The following is a 21,143-nucleotide window of genomic DNA, read 5'->3' as shown; positions in this document are numbered from 1 at the left end:
GTAGACCTCAATCAGGTAGGCCCCTGCCATGAACTGGCCCCCAACTTTCGGGGTGAAGTTCAATTGGCGGGGCCTCGTGGTACAGCGGTGGCTTTCGTACTTGCAGGGCTGCTGCGGGTCGCTGCGGGGGTCAGTAGAACAACAGCGGGTCGAGGATTCCCTGGGGATAGGTCAGGGTCAGAAACTCTGCCATAGCCAGCAGGAATGCCAGTACTCCCAGCGCCATCAGCACCGCGACCCAGGGCTTGAGCTTGGCGATGGCCAGCAGGAACACCAGGGTGAATAGTGTGGCTGTGGTGATGAAGCCCAGCGTCAGCATGGCGGCGACGAGGGCAAAGAAGCCGACCAGCCAGATGGCTTCTCGGGCGAAGGTCTGACGCTCCCAGCGGGGGCGACGTACCACGCTGCGGACGATCTCGGCCAGGCAGGCGAGGGCCATGATGGCAATCGCGAGCCGTGGCATGATGCCGCCGATCAGTGATAACTCCGAGACGTTGACCCAGGCGCTGGCCGCCAGCGCCAGCAGGGCTCCCAGCAGCACGATATCGATGATCCCCAGACGATGGGATTCAGCGTCGGGCTTAGACTCGGTGGCCGCGGCGCCCACCGACATCGGCTGACGCCGCTTCTTGATCTGCTTGCCGATCACCGGAATGAACATGGCGGCAAGAATCATGGCGCCGATGATCAGCACGCCGGGGCGCAGGAAGGCGTCGGTGCCCTGGAACTGGACCGCCTGGTAGAAGTAGGCCTCGGCGCCCGGTGCCAGCACAAAACCGATCAGGAAGGCCGGACGTGACCAGTTGGCCTGCTTGAACAGCACGCCCAGCACGCCGATGGCACCCAGTGCGAGCAGATCGCCGGTGGCGCGGGTGGCCTGGAAGGCGGCGAACATGATCAGCACCGTGATCAGTGGCGCCAGGGTGGCAAAGGGCACCCGGGTCAGGTTGGCCACGGGACGGGCCAGGATCAGGCATAGCGCGGCGCCGAGGATATTGGCGAGGGCCAGCGACCAGATGATGGTGTAGGTCAGGTCCAGATGGGTCTCGATCATGCCCACCCCGGGCTGCAGGCCGAGCAGCAGCAGGCCGCCGAGGAACACCGCCGCAGTGCCCGAGCCGGGCACCCCGAACAGCAAGGTCGGCACCATCGCGCCACAGGCGCAGGCGTTGTTGGCCGACTCCGGGGCGATGACGCCGCGAATATCCCCCTTGCCGAACTCGGAGCTGTCCTTGGCCGATTGCACCGCATGGCCGTAGGTCAGCCAGTCCACCACCGAGCCAGCGAGCCCCGGAATGGTGCCGACCAGGCTGCCGATGGCGGCGCAGCGTGCGACCAGCCCGCGCTGCTCGCCGACGTCCTGGATACCGCGACGCCAGCCTTCGCCGAGACGGCAGGGCTTTTCGGCGATGGCGCCTCGCTTGACCAGCAGATCGATGATCTCCGGCAGGGCGAAGATGCCGAGGCCGACGACCACCAGCGGCAGGCCATCGAACAGGTAGTCGATGTCGAGGTTCAGGCGAAATTCTCCGGTGGCCGGTGCCATGCCGATACCGCCCACCAGCAGACCCAGGCCACAGGCGGCCAGACCCTTGAACAGGTCCGCACCCGACAGCACTGCCACCATGGAAAGCCCGAGCAGGGTCAGCATGAACAGTTCCGATGACGAGAACGACAGCACCAGCGGCCTGGCGATCAGGATAAAGCCGGTCAGTACCACGGCACCGATCAGGCCGCCGATCATCGATGCCAGAAAGGCGCTGGACAGGGCCCGTGCGGCCTGGCCTTTCTTGGCCAGGGAGAAACCGTCGATGACGGTGGCCTGTGACGCGCTGGAGCCGGGAATGCCCAGCAGCACGGAGGCGAAGGTGTCGCCGGTGGGGATGACCGCCACCAGGCCCATCAGCATGCCGAGTGCGACCGTGGGCTCCATGCCGTAGAGAAAGGGCAGCAGCAGTGACATGCCGGCGATGCCGCCGAGGCCTGGAATGATGCCGACGACCAGGCCGACCAGCACCCCCAGCGTCATGAACAGCAGATGGGACAGGGTAAACAGCTGTCCCAGGCTGGAAAGAAGGATATCAAGCATGGCGTGTGGCTCTCGAGTTGTTGGTGACGCCCGAGGGCGTCTTGTTGAAGTCGTTGAGCCAGGAGGCGCCGGCCGTCGTGGCCGGCGCTTCCCGAACGGTGTCAGATCCTGGCGTTGTGCTTCTCCTCGAGCCACTTGGCCAGCCACTCACGGGTCGCCTCATCGATCGACATGGCGTCTTCCAGGTGGCGCTGGATGACGTCACCGATGACCGGGGTATAGGGGCCGAGCTGGGCTTCTGCGTCCTGCTTGAACTCATCGGTGGCGACGAACTCGCGGGCAGCGTCACGGTAGGCGTCGACCAGCTCCTGAGGGGTGTCCCTGGGCACCATGATCAGCTTCTGCAGGGCGAAGCCAGAGGCAAAGAACTTGCGAAATGCCTCATAGGCAGGCCCGGAGGGCGCCTCGCCGTGACGCGCCTGGTAGACCTCGTTGAAGGTCGGCAGGTCGGGGAAGGCCGGGTCGCGAACAATCTTGCCGTCGTCGTCGAGCAGGCCCAGCGAGAACAGCGGCACTGCCTTGCCGGACTCGACCAGCGGGGTGACGTTGCTCAGGTAGGCCGAGCTGGTCTGGAAATCGATGTCCGCTTCGCCGCGTTCGAAGGCCAGTCGTCCCTCGCCGCGGCTACGCATACCGAACACCGCCTGGACGTCGGCGCCTAGCAGGTCGAGGGCGATCAGCACGGGCAGCTCGAGACCGGTGGGATTCTGGGCGGCCAGCTTGACCGGCTGGCTGAGCAGGGCATCGATCGCCGCGTCGGCGGTGTCGCCAAGGCTCGGCTGGCCATAGACCACCCCGCCGGTGGGGGTTGCCAGGATCGGCGTCCATTCGCTGTAGTCATAGCGTACGCGGCGATCATCCAGCATCGCCGGGTACTGGGTGGAGGCCGAGGTGCCGAGCCAGTTTGAACCGTCGGCCTTGGCGCGCATGGCGAACAGGTTGGCGCCATTGATCGAGCCGCCTCCCGGGACGTTGTCGATCATGATGGTCGGCTCGCCGGGGATATAGTCGCTGAGCCAGGGCGAAAAGAAGCGCGCCCACACATCGGTGCCGCCGCCGACGCCGAACGGCACGGTCCACTTGATATTGGCGGGTACCTCGACCTCTGCGGCCTGGGCATTGCCGGCGAGGCTGGCGCCTGCGATGGCGATGCCGAGTGCCGCGGCCCTGGTAACGCGGGACAAGGCGAGGCGTGATGCGGTGAACGAGGAAGGTTTACGGGTCTTCATGGCGTGTCTCCTGACGGTCGTTGTGACGATTGTTATGTCGGTTGGGGAGGTGGTGATTGTTATGGCGGTTGTGGTTGTCGGGCGCGGCGGCGCTCGGCGCAGCCGGCAGCGTCCTTGTCGGTGCAGATCAGTCCGGGCCGGGGCGGCTGGAAGACGTGCCGGGCAGAGTAGGGTCGGGCAGGGCGTAGAACAGGGTGCCGCTCATGATCTTTCTGGCGGTGCGGATCAATGAGGCTCGGGCGATATCGCCGGGGTCGCCGTCGCGGTGCTCTACCTGGAGGTCGATGAAGCCCGACGGGTGCTCCAGGCTGACGGCCGCCTTGAGGTCACCGGCCTTGAGTTGCCCTGCATCGATGGCGATGCGATTGGCGACGGTGCCAGGGACGCTGACGGCGCTCGCCACAGCGATGGCACCGGTGACAGCGATCGCCTTGTGACAGCGATGGGGGACAAAGTAGCGGGTGCACAGGGTGCGCTCGGCATCCTCGGCGGGCGAGGCCAGCACTGGCTTCGGTAGCACGCTGTCGCTGACGTCACCAAGCCCCATCAGCTCTCCTGCATGACGACGGATCCTCTCCAGACGCTTGAGCAGGTCGCTGTCGGCGTCCAGCTCGAGCGGCGTCTCGCGGCCACTCAGTCCAAGCTCTCGCGCGTCGATCATGATGATCGGGGTGGCCGCATCCAGGCAGGATACGGTGACACCGTCGATGGTGTCGGCGGCCTGGCCGGTCGGGAGCAGTCCCGACGTCTTGGTTCCGACGATGTCGAGAAAGCTCAGTTGAATGGCGGCGGAACTGCCGGGGACACCGCTGATGCGAGTGTCGCCGTCGTAGCGGACCTGGCCGGCGTCGGTGGGTACGTGGCACTCGATCAGTCGCTGGGTGTTGAGGTTGCGTACCCGCACCAGGGTGTAGTCCGGTTGCGGCTCCACCAGGCCGGACTCGATGGCGTAGGGGCCGACGGCAGACAGCATGTTGCCGCAGTTGGGGTTGAAGTCGACACGGCGGTTGAGCACGTCCACCTGGGCGAACAGGTAGTCCACGTCGGCGTCCGGGTGGCTGGAGCGCTCGACGATGGCCACCTTGCTGGTCAGCGGGTCGCCGCCGCCGATCCCGTCGATCTGCAGGGCGTGGCCGGAGCCCATCAGGCTGATCAGGATTTCCGCCCTGGCGGGCTCGTCGTCGGGGAGGTCGCTCATGCGCAGGAAGGGCCCGCGGGAGGTGCCGCCGCGCATGATCATGCAGGGGATGCTGTTCATCATCGTGATGCCACGCCGTTGTTGGAGGTCGTGGTATCAGCTTGTCAGGCGTCTATTGATGCTTCAAATGCAAAGTTTGGCGTCTATCAATGCGAAATGAGGATTAATGCGCTATGGTTATTAGTCCAAAAGCCTTCATGCAAGAGTGACCCGATGCAGCACCGTCTTGAATTTCTCGATCTGCAGGCCTTCATCCAGGTCGCGGAGCTGGGCTCCTTCCATGAGGCGGCTCAGCGCCTGCACCTGTCGCAGCCTGCGCTGTCACGGCGAATCCAGAAGCTCGAAGAGTTGCTGGAGGTGGGCCTGCTCGAGCGCACCACCCGGCGTACGCGGCTGACGCCGATAGGCGCCGACTTTCTGCCTCGGGCGCGACGGATGATCGAAGAGTACGAGTCCTCGATCCTCGGTATCCGCGAGCTGGCCACCCACCAGACCGGCACCGTGACCATCGCCTGCCTGCCGACCGCTGCCTTCTACTTTCTGCCAAGCGTGATCAGGGGGTTCAGCGAGGCCTGGCCGGGCATCCGTATTCGTATTCTGGATGTCAGCGCCAACGAGGGTCTCGAGAAGGTCATCAGCGGCGAGGCCGACTTCGGCATCAACATGTTCAGCGCCCAGCGGCCTGAGGTGTCTTTCACCCAGTTGATGAGAGACCCCTTCGTCTTGGCGCTGCGCTCCGATCACCCTCTGGCGGCCAGGGAGCAAATCGAGTGGTCAGACCTCGAGCAGGTGCGGCTGATCACCGTCAGTCGCGACAGCGGCAATCGCACCCTGCTGGACAATGCGCTGTCCGCCGAGGGCATCCACCTCAACAGCTTCTACGAAGTACAGCATCTGTCCACCTCGCTGGGGCTGGTGGAGTCGGGCCTGGGGGTGGCGATTCTGCCGCGCATGACCATGCCGGGCCCGGATCACGAGATCCTGTGTTCGCGGGAGCTGCCGGAGCCACGCATCCAGCGCACCATCGGCCTGGTACGCAGCAACGTGCACAGTATCTCGGGCACCGCCCAGCTGTTTATCGATCTGCTGCTGGAACAGTGGAAGCATTCGTAGGCGCAGTGAACAGCGTGGCCATCTATCGCCGATTCAGTATGGATTCAGGTTCTTGCGCTACAAACAGAGGGAGACACCCAAAACGGAAGGATGACGTCATGCGCAGCACACTGATGGTGGTCGCTCTTGGCCTATTGTCGACCCAGGCATTGGCAGGTCCCGGCCACGCTCAATCGGAGGCCATGGACCCCGATCAGGCGGATCGCACCATCGCCGTCGAGGCCGGCGATATCTGGTTCGACCCGGAAAGCTTGAGCGTTGCCCCCGGGGAGGTGGTGGCCTTCGAGGTCACCAACAGCGGTCAGCTCGAGCACGAGTTCGTGATCGGCTCCGCCGAGGCTCAGAACGAACACCGCAAGATGATGCGTGAGATGGCCTCGGGGGGAGGGCATGGCATGCACGGTGACGGCCACGACATGAGTCAGATGCAAGGCGCCATGGACATGCCGGCGGTGACTCTGGCGCCGGGAGAGACCAGGACGCTTGTCTGGCAGGCGCCGGAGCAGGGGGCATCGCTGACCTTCGCCTGCAATGTACCCGGACATTTTGAAGCGGGCATGCATGGCACCCTGAGTGTGGGAGAATAGGCGGCAAGCCTGGGACGGGGCCACCCCGTCCGGCTCGAGTGAGGCGTGGCATGCCGGGGCCCGCTGGCAGGGAGATGATGGTGATGAAGCTGTTGCTGGTCGAGGACGATGACCTGCTCTGCGAGAGTCTGAAGGATACGCTGGATGATCATGGCTATCGCGTCGACGTTGCCGAGCGACTGAGCGTGGCAAAGGCGCTGTTGCACAGCGAAGAGTATGCACTGATGATCCTGGATATCGGCCTGCCCGATGGTTCGGGGCTCGACTGGCTCGAGTTCCAGCGTGAACACGGCCTAGGCCTTCCGGTGCTGGTCCTGACGGCTCGCGATGCCTGGCAGGACAAGGTGGACGGCCTTCGTCGGGGGGCTGATGACTACCTCACCAAGCCCTTTCACGAACAGGAACTGCTGGCGCGGGTACAGGCGCTGCTGCGGCGGCGTACCGAATTGACGGCGCGGCTGATCGTCAATGGCATCCGCCTTGACGAGGAGCAGCGCCAGGTCAGTTGCGCGGGAGGCCCATGGCAGACGCTTACCGCCACCGAGTTCTGCCTGCTGCGCTACCTGATGCACCACCCTGACCGGGTGCACTCCAAGACGAAGCTGCTCGATCAGCTCTACGCCCTGGAGCAGGATGCCCCGGCGCCCAATCTGGTGGAGGTCTATATCGCGCGCCTGAGGCGTCTGCTGGGCAAGCATGTCATCCAGACCCGCCGAGGCCAGGGGTACGTGCTTGTTTCGCATTAGACGCAATAGTCTCCGTCTGCGCCTGCTGGTCAGCCTCGGGGCGGTGTCCCTGCTGGTCATGGGGTTGACCTGGTTCATGCATGGCCTGCTGCTGCGCGAGACCGCGCGGGACTTTCTGGGTGATCGACTGCGGCAGGAGGCGGAGTATCGCCTGGCGCAACTGCGTCAAGCCGCAGACCCGGTACCGGCCCCCACCTTGCCCTCGAGCCTGTCGGCCGAGGTCTTTCATCACCTGTACGTGCTCAAGCGCGGCGAGATCGTCACCACCTCCCATCCGACCTGGTTGTCGGCGCTGACGCCCCATCTGGATGGGCCTGACAGGTCGCTGCTGGATGTGCACCTGGAGGGGCGTCACCTGCTGGTGTTGAGGCGAACCTTTACGGTGGACGGTAGGCCTGGGGTGCTGCTCATCGGTGAATCCTTCGACAGCGTCGAGGAAGGCCTTGCGGCACTGCACTGGTGGATTGGCGCCATCGCAGGTCTGGTGCTGCTGGCTCTTTCGCTGCTTAACGGTTTGGCGGTCAATGCCGCCCTGCGACCACTGGATCTGTTGCAGCGCCAGCTGGCCGAGCTGCGAAGTGGTCAGCGACAGCGCCTCAGAATGAAGGTGCCGCAGGAGTTCCGCCCTCTGGTCTCGCAACTCAACCGTCTGATGGACAGCCAGGAGCGCCGATTGGTGCGTTCGCGTAACGCCGTTGCAGACCTGTCCCATGCGCTCAAGACCCCTCTGACCGCGGTGATGCAGGCGCTGCGCAGCAAGCGTGAGCTTGATCAATCCCGCCGTGAGCGTCTGCTGGAGCGGTTGACGCTGATGCAGGAGCTGATGGAGTCCCATCTGCGTCAGGCGCGTCTGGCGGGCCCCGGTGGCGGCCAGCACACCCGGGTAAAGCGGGAACTCGACCAGCTTTTTGACATGTTTCGAAGCCTGTACCCCGACAAGCGCTTCGTCATGGCCCTCGGGGACGCCGAGGATGCCTGCATCGAGATGGAGCGACAGGACTTCCTGGAAATGATCGGCATCGTGCTCGACAACGCGGGCAAGTGGGCCAACCAGTCGGTGTGGCTCGCGATGACGTTGGGGCGATGTCTAGAGCTGAAGATCCAGGATGATGGCCCCGGAGTGGCGGCGGAGTTGCTGCCATTGTTGGGCCGGCGAGGGCAGAGGCTGGATGAAGGGCGGCCAGGCAACGGCATTGGCCTGTCGATTCTGCTTGAACTGGTCGAGCAGTACCGGGGAGAGGTCGGCTTTCAGGCGGCGCCCAGTGGTGGACTCGAGGTGACCATCCGCTTGCCGTTGGCGCTGGCGTCAACCTCCGAGAGAGAGGCCGTGCGTTAGGGCTTGTCTGAAAAGTGCCTGCGCTCGGTAATACGGCGTTAAAAATCGTCTGGTGCGCCAGCCCGGTCAAAATGCTCATTTACACCCCGTAAACTGCGCTTTCTCACCGATTTTTGCCTTGTCTAACCTTCGCTCGTCGACTTTTCGGACAGCGCCTAAGGATTCAGCTGGCTTTCAGCTTGGCGATGGAAGATGGCAGAAGTTCATCGCACAGGAAGACAGCACCCATGTCGACGACACTTCTGCCGCCACATCGGCTATCACGACGAGGATTCATCAAGGGAAGCGCAGCCCTGGGAATCGGCACCGCCGCCCTCGGTCTGGCGCCTGCCTGGGCCAACCCCTGGGGGCAGACCTCGAGTTACCCCAAGGGGGTGGAAAGCGGTCCGGATATCTCGCTGGCCATTCGTCGCCAGAGCGTGCCCATCGCTGGCCAGTCTGCACGGCCGATTACCCTCAACGGCACCAGCCCTGGCCCCCTGATCCGGCTCAAGGAAGGGCAGGACGTGACGCTGCGGGTGACCAACCTGCTGGACGAGCCCACCTCGATTCACTGGCACGGCATTCTCCTGCCGCCTGAGATGGATGGCGTCCCCGGCGTGAGCTTTGCCGGCATCATGCCGGGCGAAACCTTTACCTATCGCTTTCCCCTCCGTCAAAGCGGCACCTACTGGTACCACAGCCACTCAGGACTGCAGGAGCAGATTGGCCATGTGGGCCCCCTGGTCATCGACGCCGAACAGCGCGAACCCTTTCGCTATGACCGCGAGCACGTGCTGCTGCTGACCGACTGGAGTTTCGAGGACCCCTCGACCATCTTCCACAACCTGAAGACCGGGGAGGGGTACTACAACTTCCAGGAGCGCACCCTGGGAGACTTCATCGCCGATGTGGATCGTCAGGGGCTCGCCTCCACCTGGGAAGCGCGTGCCATGTGGGGCCGGATGCGCATGAGCTCCCGTGATATCGCCGATGTTACCGGCGCCACCTACACCTATCTGCTCAACGGTCATTCACCCGATGACAATTGGACTGCCCTGTTTCGCCCCGGCGAGACGCAGCGGCTACGTGTCATCAATGGCTCCGCCATGAGCTACTTCGACGTGCGGATTCCGGGGCTCGAAATGACGGTGGTGGCGGCCGACGGCCAGCCGGTCCGGCCCGTGCCCGTCAAGGAGTTCCGCATCGGGGTGGCGGAAACCTATGACGTTCTGGTGACGCCGAAAGACGATGTGGCCTACACCATCTTTGCCGAGTCCATGGACCGAAGCGGCTTTGCCAGGGGGACCCTGGCGCCGCGTATGGGGATGGTGGCGCCGGTGCCGGAACGCCGACGTATCGCCGATCGAGGAATGGAGGCCATGGGAGCCCATGACGGCATGGATCACGGCTCGATGGCCGGTATGGACCACTCGAGCATGGCGGGCATGGATCACTCGAGCATGGCGGGCATGGATCACTCGAGCATGACGGGCATGGATCATGGCTCGATGGCCGGTATGGATCACTCGAACATGGGCGGCATGGATCATGGCTCGATGACCGGTATGGACCACTCGAGCATGGCGGGAATGGATCACCGCCCGATGGACAGTACGGAGAGCGCCACTGGTACAGCCATGCTGCCGGTAGGCGTGGCGCAGCCTGGCTCCCGCCTCGATCAGCCTGGAATCGGCCTGGATGCCCGCGAGCGTCGTGTGCTGGTGTATCAGGACTTGAAGGCCATCGCGCCATGGCCTGACCGTCGTCCTCCTGGTCGCGAACTCGAGCTTCATCTGACCGGTAACATGGAACGCTACATGTGGTCCTTCGACGGCAAGAAATTCAGTGAGGTCTCGGGGCCGATCCACTTCGACAAGGGCGAGCGTCTGCGCCTCATCCTGGTCAATCGCACCATGATGGAGCACCCGATCCACCTGCACGGCATGTGGATGGAGCTGGAGAATGGTGCCGGCGAGCTGATTCCGCGCAAGCACACCCTGAACGTCAAGCCTGGCGAGCGCCTTTCTGCACTGATCACGGCGGATGCCGAGGGCAGCTGGGCGTTCCACTGCCACCTTCTTTATCACATGGACGCCGGCATGTTCCGCGTCGTCAAGGTTGCCTGAGGAGAGATGACGCATGGAAATTCGTGTGGGCCGTATTTGCCTGGCAACGCTATCGGGCCTGGGGTTGTCGTCGCTGGCGCTGGCTGAGGATGGCTACGACGCGCCAGATCACTGGCCGTCGCCCATGCAGGAACATCTGCGTGGCTCGGTGCTGGTCGACCGTCTGGAATACGTCTGGCCGTCTGAAGACAGCGAGGCAGTAACCTGGGATTTTCAGGCCTGGTACGGAGGCGACGTTCATCGCGTCTACCTGAAGGGGGAAGGGGACAATACCCAAGGGGATGGCGAAGATGCGGAATTTGAATCACTGGATCTGCTGTATAGCCGACTGATTGCCGACTTCTGGGAGCTACAGGGAGGGCTTGGCTACCAGGGCGGGCTTGGCAGCGATGACCATCCCGAGCGCTATTTCGGCGTGATCAGTCTGCAGGGGCTGGCGCCCTACCGGTTGGAAACCGAGCTGGATCTTCGTGTCAGTGACGATGGTGATACCTCCTTGAGCCTGGAGCAGGAATATGATCTGCGACTGACCCAGCGGCTTTATCTGCAGCCTCGCCTGGAAATGGAAGTGGCGTTCGATGATGCCGAGGAGTTCGGTGTAGGGGAGGGATTCAATTCCTTGCGCACCGGCCTGCGCCTTCGCTATGAGCTACATCGCAAGTTCGCGCCCTATATCGGCGCCTATTGGCAGAAACTTTATGGCGATACTGCCGATATGGCGCGTGATGAAGGAGGGCAAGTGGAGGACACCGCAGTGGTTGCCGGGCTACGCGTCTGGTTTTGATCCCTCTGCGGACATGGCTGCCACTCAAGGAAACCCCGCCAGGCAATGCCTGGCGGGTTTTTGCTGCACGTCTGGAGCCGTCAGGGCAAGCGTGTCTTACATTAACAGTGCCTTGGCCGGCATCCACAGGCCCATCAGCAGCATGATCAGGTTCTCGCTCAGGGAAACGAAGCCTAGGGGAACGTTGCTGTTGCCGCCGACGCAGGCGCACTTGAGTTCGCGCTTGTCGATGTAGACCGCCTTGAACACCGAAATGGCCCCCACGGTACCGATGAACAGGGCCACAGGCGCGGCGAGCCAGATCAGGCTGCCTGCCAGCATCAGTATCCCGGCCAGTGTTTCGGCGTAGGGGTAGATGTAGCCGTAGCGTACATCGCGTTGGGCCAACAGGTCGTAGTTGAGAAACATGGTGCTGAAGCTTTCCACGTCCTGCAGTTTCTGCAGGCCCAGCAGAACCATGGCCGAGGCGACGGCGAACTCGATGGTGCGCACTGAGACCAGCGACTGGCCGGACACCCAGCCCACCGCCAGGCCGATCAGCAGGGCCGTGGCGAAGATGGCGATGACAGGACGGTAGCTGACTTCCTTGTCGCCGGGCACGCTCATGCCGAGGTAGCGGCGCAGCTGCTCGTAGCCGCCGATGCGCTCGTCGCCGATGTACACCTGGGGTGTGGTGTCCACGTCGGCTTCCTGCTTGAAGCGGTCGATGGCTTCACGTGACGTCAGGGTGTGGTCGTCGACCTGGTAGCCCTTGCGCTTGAGCAGCGACAGGGTCTTGAGGCCGAAGGGGCAGAGGTGCTCCGCGGTCTTCATGCGATAGAGGCGGGCAGTGCTGGATGAGGCCCGCTGCGCCGGGCTTGCTGTGTTCGTGCTCATTTCCTCTCCCTGTGGTGGTTGAGAAAAGCCCAGACAGGCCAGGGTGGTGGCCCCTGAGGCTTCCGTCACTACTGTGCAAGTTCGAGCATCTTCACCACAGACTAAAACCCTTGTGCAGCACAAGGGTCAAGGCGATACGGTCATCGGCTGGTTAGTCCTGGACAACCTGTGCAGGGGGATCCAGGTGGCGGGATATATCGGCTCGGGACCGGGCGATAGCGCGATCGACGAGGGTGGGGGCGATGGCGTTGATCAGGGCGAACAGGCGCTCCTTGCCGCCGAGAGCGGCGCGACGTTGGCCACTTTTCAGCTGCGTGATGATGGCATCGGCCACGCGCTCGGGGCTGTCCACGGTGTTGCCAAGGGCCTCGTTCATGGCTTCGGCGTCGGGGCCGTTCATGGCGGTCCGGGTGGCGCGGGGGGCCAGGTACTGCACCCGGACCGAGGTGTCTTCCAGTTCCCGCGACAGCGCTTCGGCGAAGCCCTTGAGGCCGGCCTTGCTGGCGCAGTAGGCGACATAGCCCGGGTGGCCGATATGCCCCAGCAGCGAGCCAACGAACAGCAGGTTGGCGCTGGGTTGTCCGAGAAACAAGGGCAGCAGGGCCTGGGTCAGCAGCAGGGTCGAGGTCAGATTGGTATCGAGCACCCGGGTGACGTCGTCTGGCGAGGCTTCGCGAAACCAGCCCAGGTGATTGATGCCGGCCAGGTGGACCAGCGTCGAAGGTCGTTGCTCGGGAACTGTCTGACTTAGCTGGTCGAGTAGCCGCTGGCGGCCCATCGCGGTGGTCAGATCGACGCCAGCGACGAGGGTGTGTCTCGAGGCAGCCTTGCCAAGCTCGCCCGCCAGGGCGCTGAGCTTGCCCTTATCACGCCCTGCCAGCCACAAGCTGGCGCCTTCGGCGTCAAGCCGCTTTACCAGCGCCGAGCCGATGCCGCCAGTGGCGCCGGTCACCAGAATCCTGCGCTCGCTCAGTGATGGCATGAGTTTGCCTCCAGCGCTTCGTCCGTCCAGTGGTCGGCGTCTCGCAGGGCGGCGTCATGGACCGCGCCATAGAGGCGATAGAAGGCACGGGCCGAATGGATGATCTGGGCCTGCTCCTCGGTGTCGGTGATGGTGTCCATCAGTTCGGCGAAGAAGGCCATATGGGAGATGTCCAGTTCGCCGTGGGAAAACAGGTAGTGGAAGGCGTCATCGGTCAGGCCCAGGCTATCGCGGATGGCCCTGCCGGCGGCGCTGGCCGCCGAGGTGCTGGTACCCTCGAGCACCAGCACCATGCCGAACATGGCCAGCGGATGGCGCCGTCTGATGCTGTCGTAGGCGTAGGACACCATCCATTCCGTCTCGAACAGCGGTGGGCGTGAACGCGCGTGGTGCCGATCGACGCCGGTGGACTCCAGGTCATCGAGTATCCAATGTTCGTGGCCCTTTTCCTCGTCGATGTACTCGGCGATGGCCATGCGCAGGTTTTCGCGCAGCACGAAGTTCGGAGCGGACAACTCGGCGCCGCAGGCCATCATCAGTGAGACGGTGTGACGCACATGGTGATAGGCCTGGGCGAGAAAGGCGCGATATTCGGGCAGCGTGATCTTGCCACCCTGGGCGCGCCCGATCAGTTCCCCTCCCATCAAGGCTTGGCGTTCGTCTTCGGTGGCAGCGAGCAGGTGGCGGTAGAAGCCATCGGGCTTGTCGTTGTCGACAGGTGGCGAGGTGACGATCGGGGTATCGGTCAGCGTGTTCATGGGGGTGGGGGTTCCTGTGGGTATGAAGGGAGGCCGTCGGCGGCGGAGGAAAGCGCTGCTGACACCTGCTCATGGCCAGGGAAGGTTCTGGCGACAAGCCGCTCGATGTCGCAGCGACGGCGGAGCTGAATGCTGGCCCGGCGCAGGCGTCCGTTGGCGGTCAGTTCGTTGCTGGCAATCGAAAGCGGTGCAGCGACCCCTGGCAGTTGCCGCATCAACGACTGCCAGCCGCAGACTCTGGCGTAGTCGGGCAGGCGCTGATTGAGCGCGGCAATGTGGGCTTCCAGGCGGGGGGGCTGGATAGCGGCTGAAGGGGTAAGGAGCGCCAGCACCCCCGGCAAGCCTTCGCCGAAGACGAAGGCACGATCGATACCGTCGATGAGCTCGAGCTCCGCCTCGAGCCACTCGGGACAGAGATTGCGTCCGTTCGACAGGATGATGACGTTGCGCTGACGCCCGTCCAGGCGCCAATGACCGTCCGCCAGGCGGTGACCGAGATCTCCGCTGGGCCAGGGCATCTCGGTTGATGGAAGGTGATGATCGGACCCTAGGTAGCCGAGCATGCAACGACCGTGGACCAGCAGTTGCCCCTGCTCATCGGTGCTTAGGCGCAATCCCTTGAGGGGGCACCCGACACGGCCATCCTGGGGCTCGTCCGGGCGGCTCAGACAGACCACCGAGCCCATCTCGGACATGCCGTAGCCCTGGGCGACAGGGAGTCCCAGCTGGGTTGCCTGTTCGAGCAGGCGGCGGGGCACCTGGCCACCGCCTACGGCGACTAGCGACAACACCTGTTGCCAACCGTTTGCCGCAGAATGATGTGAGGCCAGGTGAGTTAGCGCCTTGAGCAGCGCCGGCACCAGAATCAGGCTGTCGGGTCGGCGCTTGGCCAGCCAGCGTTGCCACTGGTCGGGGTCTAGCGTACCGCTGCCATGTAGCCCGGTCAGATTGGGCGTATCGATAACGATCGTGGCTCCTCGCCAGAGCGCGAAGAGTGCGCCGGCCAGATGTTCGAGCAGCACCGCCATGGGCAGCACCACGCCGTGACGATGGAGGGGAACACCTGCAAGGCGCTGTTCCAGCCCTTCAATGACCGACTCGAGATGAGGCCCGGACAGGCAGACCCCTTTGGGGGTGCCGGTGGTGCCGGAGGTAAAGGTGATCAGTCGCGTTCCGTCCGGTAGTGGTGCGGGCGTCGAGGGGCGTCGGAACAAGGCGATGGACAGGCCGGCCGGAGCGTCGAGTGGCAGGCGCATGAAGTCGTTGGCGCAGTCGGAGGGCAGCCAAGTGTCGAGTCGGCTGTCATGCGCGAGCAGAAGACCGTCCAGCCCGGTGGTGTCGAGCAGATGGTTGATCTGTTGTTCGCTGAAAAACGCAGGAATCGGGGTGATTGGCAGGCCAGCCCGCCAGGCGGCCAGTTGAGCAATCAGCCAGGCGGGAGAGTTGTGACCCAGCAGGCCCAGGTGAGCCAGGTCTGCCTGCTCGAGTTGGCGAGCGACAGCTTCGATGGCTGCCTCAAGTTGCCGGGCGGTAAGGCGGATGTCGGCGCCATCCGGGGATTGCCCGATCAGGCTCTCCACATCCGGCGACAGCCTCGCCCTTTGGCGCAGGCGCTGGTGTAGCCTATCCATGGGGCATGTCCCCGGCCGCGGAGCAGGCGTGGACATGGGGTAGCGCCGGTACGGGATCTGCCGCCTCCGGGGCAAGCTGTGCTGCGCCGGCGAGAAGCAAAGCGCCGAGCGGAGTGGCGCGCATGCTGTTGGCCACCTCGAGGGGGCGAATCACCACGACCCTGGGGTCCCGCTCGTAATACCGTCCCCAGTCCACAGGGTTGTCCAGGCAGTGGCGATGGGCGCGACCGATCGTGTCCATCTCGATGCCGAGCCGGGCGAGGCCGTTGCGCACGTCCCTGGATGCCGTCACCACCAGCCAGTCGATGCCTAGTCGCTCGAGCACCACCACCAGCGACAGCATCAGCCGTCGGCCGGCGCCTGGCGATGCGCTGGCCAGGGCGCCGACCTCCATGACCTGGTGGCGCGGCGGCGCAAGGTCGCAGAGGCCACGAGTGGCGAGCACCATCTCGACAGGTGCCTCGAGGTAGTGTTCCACCATGAGAGGGCCTTCATCGGCACGCCTGAGCCCCGTGGTAGCGATGAGCGCGCCATGGTGGTCTCGCAGTGTCAGCAAGCGCTGGTAGGGGTTGCTGATGGAGGCATTGTGATGGAGACGATAGACGTCGGAGATGAAGGCGTTTGCCTCGCCCAGCCGCTCCGGGGACGCCCAGCATAGTCCCGAGGGCATGTCCGGCTCGGGAGCAGCCGTGTGGGCTGTCGTCTTCGAGGCCGATGCTGCGATTGCCGGGGCCATGTCATCGCGTCCTTGAAAGAGGAGTTGATGGCAAGGCTAGGCTGCCTAGCTTAGCGAAAACTTAACGTTCGCAGATGACTAACCTGTAGCGCGCACAGGTGGCCTGAGTGGACGCAAGAGATGGTGCTAGGCTGATCCTGCAGGGTCCGGTAAAGGAGGTATCCATGTGCGGCCGTTTCGCCTGTTACACACCTTTTGCTCAGCTTGCGGCGCTGATGCGCTTGCCGGTGGCGCCGCGCCTGCCCGAGCAGGAGCCGCCACCTCGCTACAATGTCGCGCCGGGCACCTGGATCACGTCACTCGCCATGGACGGGGAGGTTGTACCTTCCTTTACCTCGATGTGGTGGGGCTATCGACCCCACTGGGCCCAGGCCGGGGCGCCGGAGCCGATCAACGCCACCGTGGAGAAGGTCGCCACCTCGCGCTATTTCCGTGGGGCCTTTGCCCGCCATCGCTGCCTGGTGCCGGCGGATGGCTGGTACGAGTGGCTGCCGGGCGAGGCCGGCAAGCAGCCTTATTTCTTGTGTCGTGAAGATCGCGCGCCGCTGTGGCTGGCGGCGATCTTCAGTGAAAGGGCCGACGGCAGGCCGGGCCTTGCCATCCTCACCGAACCCGCCCGGGGCTGCGCGAGTGAGGTGCACGCCCGGATGCCGCTGGCGCTGGACGACGCCAGCCTTGAACCCTGGCTCGATCCTGAGCTGAGTGATCGCGACGTCATGCGCCAGACGGTGCGGCATCTACCCGCTGGCGTCTTCGAGGCATGGCCGGTCTCGACCAGGGTCAATCGGGCGGGAGAGGAAGGAAGTGACTTGATGCAAGCCGTCCAGGCACCGGGCTGACCGTCGGGTCTGAAGCGCCCATCTGCATGCCCTGGCTGCGGTGATGTTCCAGGTGCTGCGCGGCTTGTCCGCCCTGCGCCGATGGGCTAAGGTCGAAGGCGCATGGCACGGGGTGTCCCGCACGATAGCGGGGCTGAGAAACACCCGTCGAACCTGATCCAGTTCATACCGGCGAAGGGATGTCAGCGCAGTCGTCAGTCCAGGGGTCGGCGTGCGTTCCTCGCCTCGACCAAGGACCCGCCAGATGACCCTTTCCGACGCCTCACCCGCTACCTCCGCAAGCCCGCCCGCGCTTCCCATTTCCCGCCAGCTGGTCGTCGTCACCGGCGCCGGACGTGGCCTCGGGGTCAGCCTGGCGCGCAGTTTCCTCGAGGAGGGCGCGCGGGTGGTGGTCAACTATCGACGCAGCGAAGAGGGCGCCAACGCGCTGGTAGCCGACTATCCCGAGCAAGCCCTGGCGGTGGCCGCCGACGTCTGTGATCGCAGCGCCGTCGATGCCATGTTCGCGCGTGCCCGCGAGCACTTCGGCGTGCCGGTCACCACCTTGATCAACAATGCGCTGCCGGACTTCGCTTTCAACGGCGACGCCCGTCCCGGTCCCGACGAGCTGACCTGGGAGCACCTCGATCATCAGCTTCAGGGCGTCGCCCGGGGGGCGCTGAACACGGTGCAGGCGGCGCTTGCCGGCATGCGTGAGGCCGGCTTTGGTCGCATCGTCAATATCGGTACCAACCTGTTCCAGAACCCGGTTGTGCCCTACCACGACTACACCGCCGCCAAGGCGGCGCTGCTGTCGCTGACGCGCACCCTGGCCCACGATCTGGGCCCGGACAGCATCACCGTGAACATGATCTCCGGGGGCCTGTTGCGCACCACCGATGCCTCCCGCGCCACGCCGGAGGCGGTGTTCGACCTGATCGCCGCCAGCACACCGCTGCGACGGGTGACCACGCCGCAAGAGTTTGCCGACGCTGCGCTACTGTTCGCCTCGCCCTGGTCGCGAGCGGTCACCGGCCAGAACCTGGTGGTCGACGGCGGACTGGTGAAGGACTGATGGCCAGCATGCACCTCAATCTGTTCATCATGGGCTGTGGCCACCACAAGGCGGCCTGGCGTCATCCCCGTTCCAGCGTCGAGCGCCTGGCCGATATCCGCTACTACGAGGAACTGGCGCGGCTCGCCGAGCGGGGTCGCTTCGATGCGGTGTTCTTCGCCGATGGTCACGCCGCGGGCAACGTCGCCGACGGTCCGCTGTGGACCCTGGAGCCCCTGACCATGCTGGCGGCCATGGCGCGGGCCACCGAACACATCGGGCTGATCTCGACCGTCTCCAGCACCTTCTATACGCCGTTTCACGCTGCGCGCATGCTGGCCTCGCTGGACCATATCTCCGGCGGACGCCTGGGCTGGAACCTGGTGACCTCGATGTTCGACAGCGAGGCGCGCAATCATGGGCTCGAGGCCATGCCGAGCCACGCCGAGCGCTATGCCCGGGCGGAGGAATTCGCCAATACCGTGCTGGCGCTGTGGGACTCCTGGTGTGACGACGCCCTGGTGAGGGATCGCCAGGGCGATTACGTCGACGCCAGCCGGGTCAGACCCGTTCACCATCACGGCGAGCACTTTCTGGTGGATGGCCCGCTGACGGTGCCGCGTCCGCCCCAGGGCCACCCGGTGCTGTTCCAGGCAGGCGCCTCGGATCAGGGCCGTGACCTGGCCGCGCGCTGCGCCGAGGCCATCTACGCGGTGGCCTACGATCTGCCCTCGGCCCAGGCCTACTACAGCGACCTTCAGGCCCGGGTAAAGGCCGCTGGCAGACCGAAGGTCGCGATCATGCCGGGGCTCGTCACCTACGTCGGCTCCACCGAAGAGGAGGCCAGACGCAAGCAGCGGGAGCTCGACGAACTGTTGCCGGTGGACAGCTCCCGGCGCCAGTTGAGTCAGTTCATCGGTCAGGACGTGAGCGACTGGGAATTGGATGCCCCAGTACCCGAGCTGCCGCCACTGGAGGCCTTCAGCGGGCCCAAGGGGCGCTACGCCACGATTCTGCGGATCATCGAGAGCGAACGACCGACGCTGCGCCAGTTGCTGGGACGGCTCGCCGCCGGTGGCGGCCACTGCACCATGGTCGGCACCCCGGAGCGTATCGCCGACGAGATGCAGCGCTGGGTCGAGCAGGGCGGGGCGGACGGCTTCAACCTGATGCCGCCGTCGCTGCCGGACAGCATCGAGGACGTGGTCGAACAAGTGGTACCGGAACTGCAGCGCCGCGGGCTGTTTCGACGCGAGTACCAGGGCCGCACCCTGCGCGATCACCTGGGGCTGGTGCGGCCCGGGCGCTGATGAGCCGGAACTGCCAGGGCCCCTGATCGCCAGGCCTTGAAACGACAACAGCGGGACGCGTCAGCACGTCCCGCTGTTTTTTATCACGCCTTGCCAGGCTGTCAGCGTGGCGGTGTCAGCTCTGGAAACGCCGCACCAGACTGCCCATGCGGGTGAAGTCATAGTCCTGGCGGGATGGCAGCAGCTTCATCAGCACCAGCGAGACCAGCACCGGCACGAAGGCCGCCAGCAGGAAGGATTCCAGCAGGGTGGCGGTACCGCCGCTGGGGGACGGGAACATCGCCAGCCCGGCGACCAGACCTGCAGCGGTGCTGAGGACCGCGTTGCGCCCGTCGTAGCGGCGATTGAACAGACCGAAGAACACCGGGAAGGCCGCCGCCGAGCACAGCAGGTCCGCCAGCAGGAACAGATAGAGCACGCTGTAGCCCTGGGCCGCCACCCAGGTCACCGGCACCGCTGCGGCGACGATCAGCCAGCGTGCCAGGCGCATCAGGGTGGCTTCGCTGGCCTGGGGCAGCAGCCGGTGCATGTCGACGGCGATGATGCTGGAGGTGGCGTTGACGGTGGTGTCGGCACTGCTCATCACCAGGGCCAGACCCAGCGGAATCAAGGCCAGGGCGAACCACAGCGGCACCTCGGACAGCAGCACGCTGAACAGCGCCACCGAACCGTCTCCCTCGAGCCCGAGGCCGACGAAGGCCAGGCCGAACAGGCCCATCAGCACGATCACCGGAAAGTTGAACAGCCCTGCGATCCAGAAGCCCCGCCGCAGCACCTTGCTGTCCCGGGCGGCGTAGATGCGCTGCCAGGTGCCCTGGTAGAACAGGCCGGTCAGCATCACCGCGATAAAGAACGTCAGGCCGGCACGCAGGCCACCGGCATCGGTGACATCCAGCAACTGGGGCGCACGTTCCTGCAGACCCTCGAGCGTCGGCGCGACGCCGCCGGCGGCCTGCCAGCCGAACACCAGCAGCAGCGCCAGCAACGGCAGGATCACCAGCATCTGTACCTTGTCGGTGAAGATGGTGGTGCGCAGGCCGCCGTAGAAGGTGTAGAGCAGGGTCGCGATCATCACTACGCAGGCGGTCAGCCACAGCGGGATCGGCGCCAGCAGGGTGACCATATGGGCGATTGCGGTGAGGCCTGCCGCCAGCGAAATGAACAGATAGAACAGCATGATCGTCAGGGTGAAGGCGTACATGGTGCGCCCGTAGCGATGGATCACGAACTCGGTAAGGCCGTGGCCTTCGGGGATCAGCTCACGCATGCGTCGTCCCAGCGGGATCATCACCAGGCGCGGGACCATGGAACCCAGCGCATAGCCCAGTACCGCGCCGATGCCGCCCCAGGTGGCCGCCTGGGCGGGGCCGAACAGGATCCAGGTGCCCAGGGTGGTGGCCACCAGGGTCAACACCGTGGCGCGGGTGTTCTGGCTGTTGCGAGCCGAGATGTAGTCATCCAGGCCGCCCTGACGACGTCGGGCATAGATCAGGCCGGGGATGGCAAAGATGGCGGCGCACAGCAGAAGCCACAGCGCCGTCCAGGTGGGATCGAGCATCATCGAAAGAAGACCTCTTTCTTGTCGTTGTCCGCAGGGACCGGTGGACAGGCGGGACGAGCGGCGGACAGGAAGAAAGAGGAGATAACGCAACCATCCTTCCCTTCGCCGGCATGACCCGGATCAGGTTCAAAGGGTTACCGCGTGATGCGGAATCTCAGCCGTCAGGCTCCCCCAGGAATGCGCACAGCGTAGGACCGCCTCCGATGGCTGTCAATTGGCGCTTTGGC

Annotated in this window: 18 protein-coding genes and 2 riboswitches; of the genes, 9 read left to right on the top strand and 9 right to left on the bottom strand. The window is 64.7% G+C overall.

Annotated elements, in window-relative coordinates; genetic code table 11:
- Window positions 1-130: 130 nt before the first annotated feature.
- From NFH97_RS01800 to NFH97_RS01790, 3 genes are all read right to left on the bottom strand, one after another.
- On the bottom strand, window positions 131-2,089 hold the full coding sequence (locus tag NFH97_RS01800; protein ID WP_213228310.1) for a tripartite tricarboxylate transporter permease: 1,959 nt from the start codon (window positions 2,087-2,089) through the stop codon (window positions 131-133).
- Between the two features lie 101 nt (window positions 2,090-2,190).
- Window positions 2,191-3,318, bottom strand: a complete 1,128-nt coding sequence (locus tag NFH97_RS01795; protein WP_349624297.1) for a Bug family tripartite tricarboxylate transporter substrate binding protein — start codon at window positions 3,316-3,318, stop codon at window positions 2,191-2,193.
- 127 nt (window positions 3,319-3,445) lie between these two features.
- On the bottom strand, window positions 3,446-4,579 hold the full coding sequence (locus tag NFH97_RS01790; protein WP_108131724.1) for a 4-oxalomesaconate tautomerase: 1,134 nt from the start codon (window positions 4,577-4,579) through the stop codon (window positions 3,446-3,448).
- Between the two features lie 150 nt (window positions 4,580-4,729).
- Between NFH97_RS01790 and NFH97_RS01785 the strand changes: the two genes are divergently transcribed.
- The 6 genes from NFH97_RS01785 (at window position 4,730) to NFH97_RS01760 (ending at window position 11,190) form a co-directional block, all read left to right on the top strand.
- A complete protein-coding gene (locus NFH97_RS01785; RefSeq protein ID WP_045994126.1) occupies window positions 4,730-5,629 on the top strand; it encodes a LysR family transcriptional regulator in 900 nt (299 codons plus the stop codon).
- Between the two features lie 98 nt (window positions 5,630-5,727).
- Window positions 5,728-6,216 (top strand): cupredoxin domain-containing protein, encoded by a 489-nt coding sequence (locus NFH97_RS01780; RefSeq protein WP_349624296.1) that lies wholly within the window; start codon window positions 5,728-5,730, stop codon window positions 6,214-6,216.
- A gap of 83 nt (window positions 6,217-6,299) precedes the next feature.
- Window positions 6,300-6,962, top strand: a complete 663-nt coding sequence (locus NFH97_RS01775; protein WP_349624295.1) for a response regulator transcription factor — start codon at window positions 6,300-6,302, stop codon at window positions 6,960-6,962.
- Window positions 6,949-8,298 carry an ATP-binding protein gene (locus tag NFH97_RS01770; RefSeq protein WP_349624294.1) on the top strand — a complete coding sequence of 450 codons (1,350 nt, stop codon included), beginning with the start codon at window positions 6,949-6,951 and terminating at the stop codon, window positions 8,296-8,298. The genes NFH97_RS01775 and NFH97_RS01770 overlap by 14 nt, the downstream gene beginning before the upstream one ends.
- A 227-nt stretch (window positions 8,299-8,525) precedes the next feature.
- Entirely contained in the window at window positions 8,526-10,406 is a 1,881-nt protein-coding gene (locus NFH97_RS01765; RefSeq protein WP_349624293.1) for a copper resistance system multicopper oxidase, read from the top strand.
- A gap of 13 nt (window positions 10,407-10,419) precedes the next feature.
- Entirely contained in the window at window positions 10,420-11,190 is a 771-nt protein-coding gene (locus NFH97_RS01760) for a copper resistance protein B (RefSeq protein ID WP_253028747.1), read from the top strand.
- A 96-nt stretch (window positions 11,191-11,286) separates the two neighbouring features.
- Here the strand turns inward: NFH97_RS01760 and NFH97_RS01755 are convergent, their stop codons facing one another.
- The 5 genes from NFH97_RS01755 to NFH97_RS01735 all read right to left on the bottom strand — a co-directional run bounded on the left by NFH97_RS01755 (window position 11,287) and on the right by NFH97_RS01735 (window position 16,173).
- Entirely contained in the window at window positions 11,287-12,066 is a 780-nt protein-coding gene (locus tag NFH97_RS01755; protein WP_222515330.1) for a glutaredoxin family protein, read from the bottom strand.
- A 151-nt stretch (window positions 12,067-12,217) separates the two neighbouring features.
- Window positions 12,218-13,048 (bottom strand): SDR family oxidoreductase, encoded by an 831-nt coding sequence (locus NFH97_RS01750; RefSeq protein WP_222515329.1) that lies wholly within the window; start codon window positions 13,046-13,048, stop codon window positions 12,218-12,220.
- Window positions 13,036-13,806 (bottom strand): iron-containing redox enzyme family protein, encoded by a 771-nt coding sequence (locus NFH97_RS01745; RefSeq protein ID WP_222515328.1) that lies wholly within the window; start codon window positions 13,804-13,806, stop codon window positions 13,036-13,038. The genes NFH97_RS01750 and NFH97_RS01745 overlap by 13 nt, the downstream gene beginning before the upstream one ends.
- Window positions 13,803-15,437: an AMP-binding protein gene (locus NFH97_RS01740; RefSeq protein ID WP_349624292.1), complete on the bottom strand. Its 1,635-nt coding sequence runs from the start codon at window positions 15,435-15,437 to the stop codon at window positions 13,803-13,805. Before NFH97_RS01740 ends, NFH97_RS01745 begins: the two co-directional genes overlap by 4 nt.
- Complete coding sequence (locus NFH97_RS01735) at window positions 15,430-16,173, bottom strand: thermostable hemolysin (RefSeq protein ID WP_349624290.1); 744 nt, start codon at window positions 16,171-16,173, stop codon at window positions 15,430-15,432. The genes NFH97_RS01740 and NFH97_RS01735 overlap by 8 nt, the downstream gene beginning before the upstream one ends.
- 164 nt (window positions 16,174-16,337) lie before the next feature.
- Between NFH97_RS01735 and NFH97_RS01730 the strand changes: the two genes are divergently transcribed.
- From NFH97_RS01730 to NFH97_RS01720, 3 genes are all read left to right on the top strand, one after another.
- Window positions 16,338-17,012: an SOS response-associated peptidase gene (locus NFH97_RS01730; RefSeq protein WP_349624289.1), complete on the top strand. Its 675-nt coding sequence runs from the start codon at window positions 16,338-16,340 to the stop codon at window positions 17,010-17,012.
- 98 nt (window positions 17,013-17,110) lie between these two features.
- A riboswitch (TPP riboswitch) is annotated at window positions 17,111-17,209 on the top strand.
- A 47-nt stretch (window positions 17,210-17,256) separates the two neighbouring features.
- The gene (locus NFH97_RS01725) at window positions 17,257-18,066 is read left to right on the top strand and encodes a 3-oxoacyl-ACP reductase (RefSeq protein WP_349624288.1); all 810 of its coding nucleotides are present in this window, start codon (window positions 17,257-17,259) and stop codon (window positions 18,064-18,066) included.
- Window positions 18,066-19,355 carry an LLM class flavin-dependent oxidoreductase gene (locus NFH97_RS01720; protein ID WP_349624287.1) on the top strand — a complete coding sequence of 430 codons (1,290 nt, stop codon included), beginning with the start codon at window positions 18,066-18,068 and terminating at the stop codon, window positions 19,353-19,355. Before NFH97_RS01725 ends, NFH97_RS01720 begins: the two co-directional genes overlap by 1 nt.
- 115 nt (window positions 19,356-19,470) lie before the next feature.
- Here NFH97_RS01720 and NFH97_RS01715 read toward each other — a convergent pair whose 3' ends face one another.
- Window positions 19,471-20,916, bottom strand: a complete 1,446-nt coding sequence (locus NFH97_RS01715) for a sodium:solute symporter family protein (protein WP_108449909.1) — start codon at window positions 20,914-20,916, stop codon at window positions 19,471-19,473.
- Between the two features lie 80 nt (window positions 20,917-20,996).
- Window positions 20,997-21,099, bottom strand: a riboswitch (TPP riboswitch).
- Window positions 21,100-21,143 lie beyond the last annotated feature (44 nt).

Origin of the sequence: Halomonas sp. SCS19, from assembly GCF_040147015.1 — a bacterium.
Taxonomy (GTDB): domain Bacteria; phylum Pseudomonadota; class Gammaproteobacteria; order Pseudomonadales; family Halomonadaceae; genus Halomonas; species Halomonas litopenaei.
The sequence above is the reverse complement of the archived record's forward strand: the minus strand, read 5'-3'. Positions and strand labels throughout refer to the sequence as shown.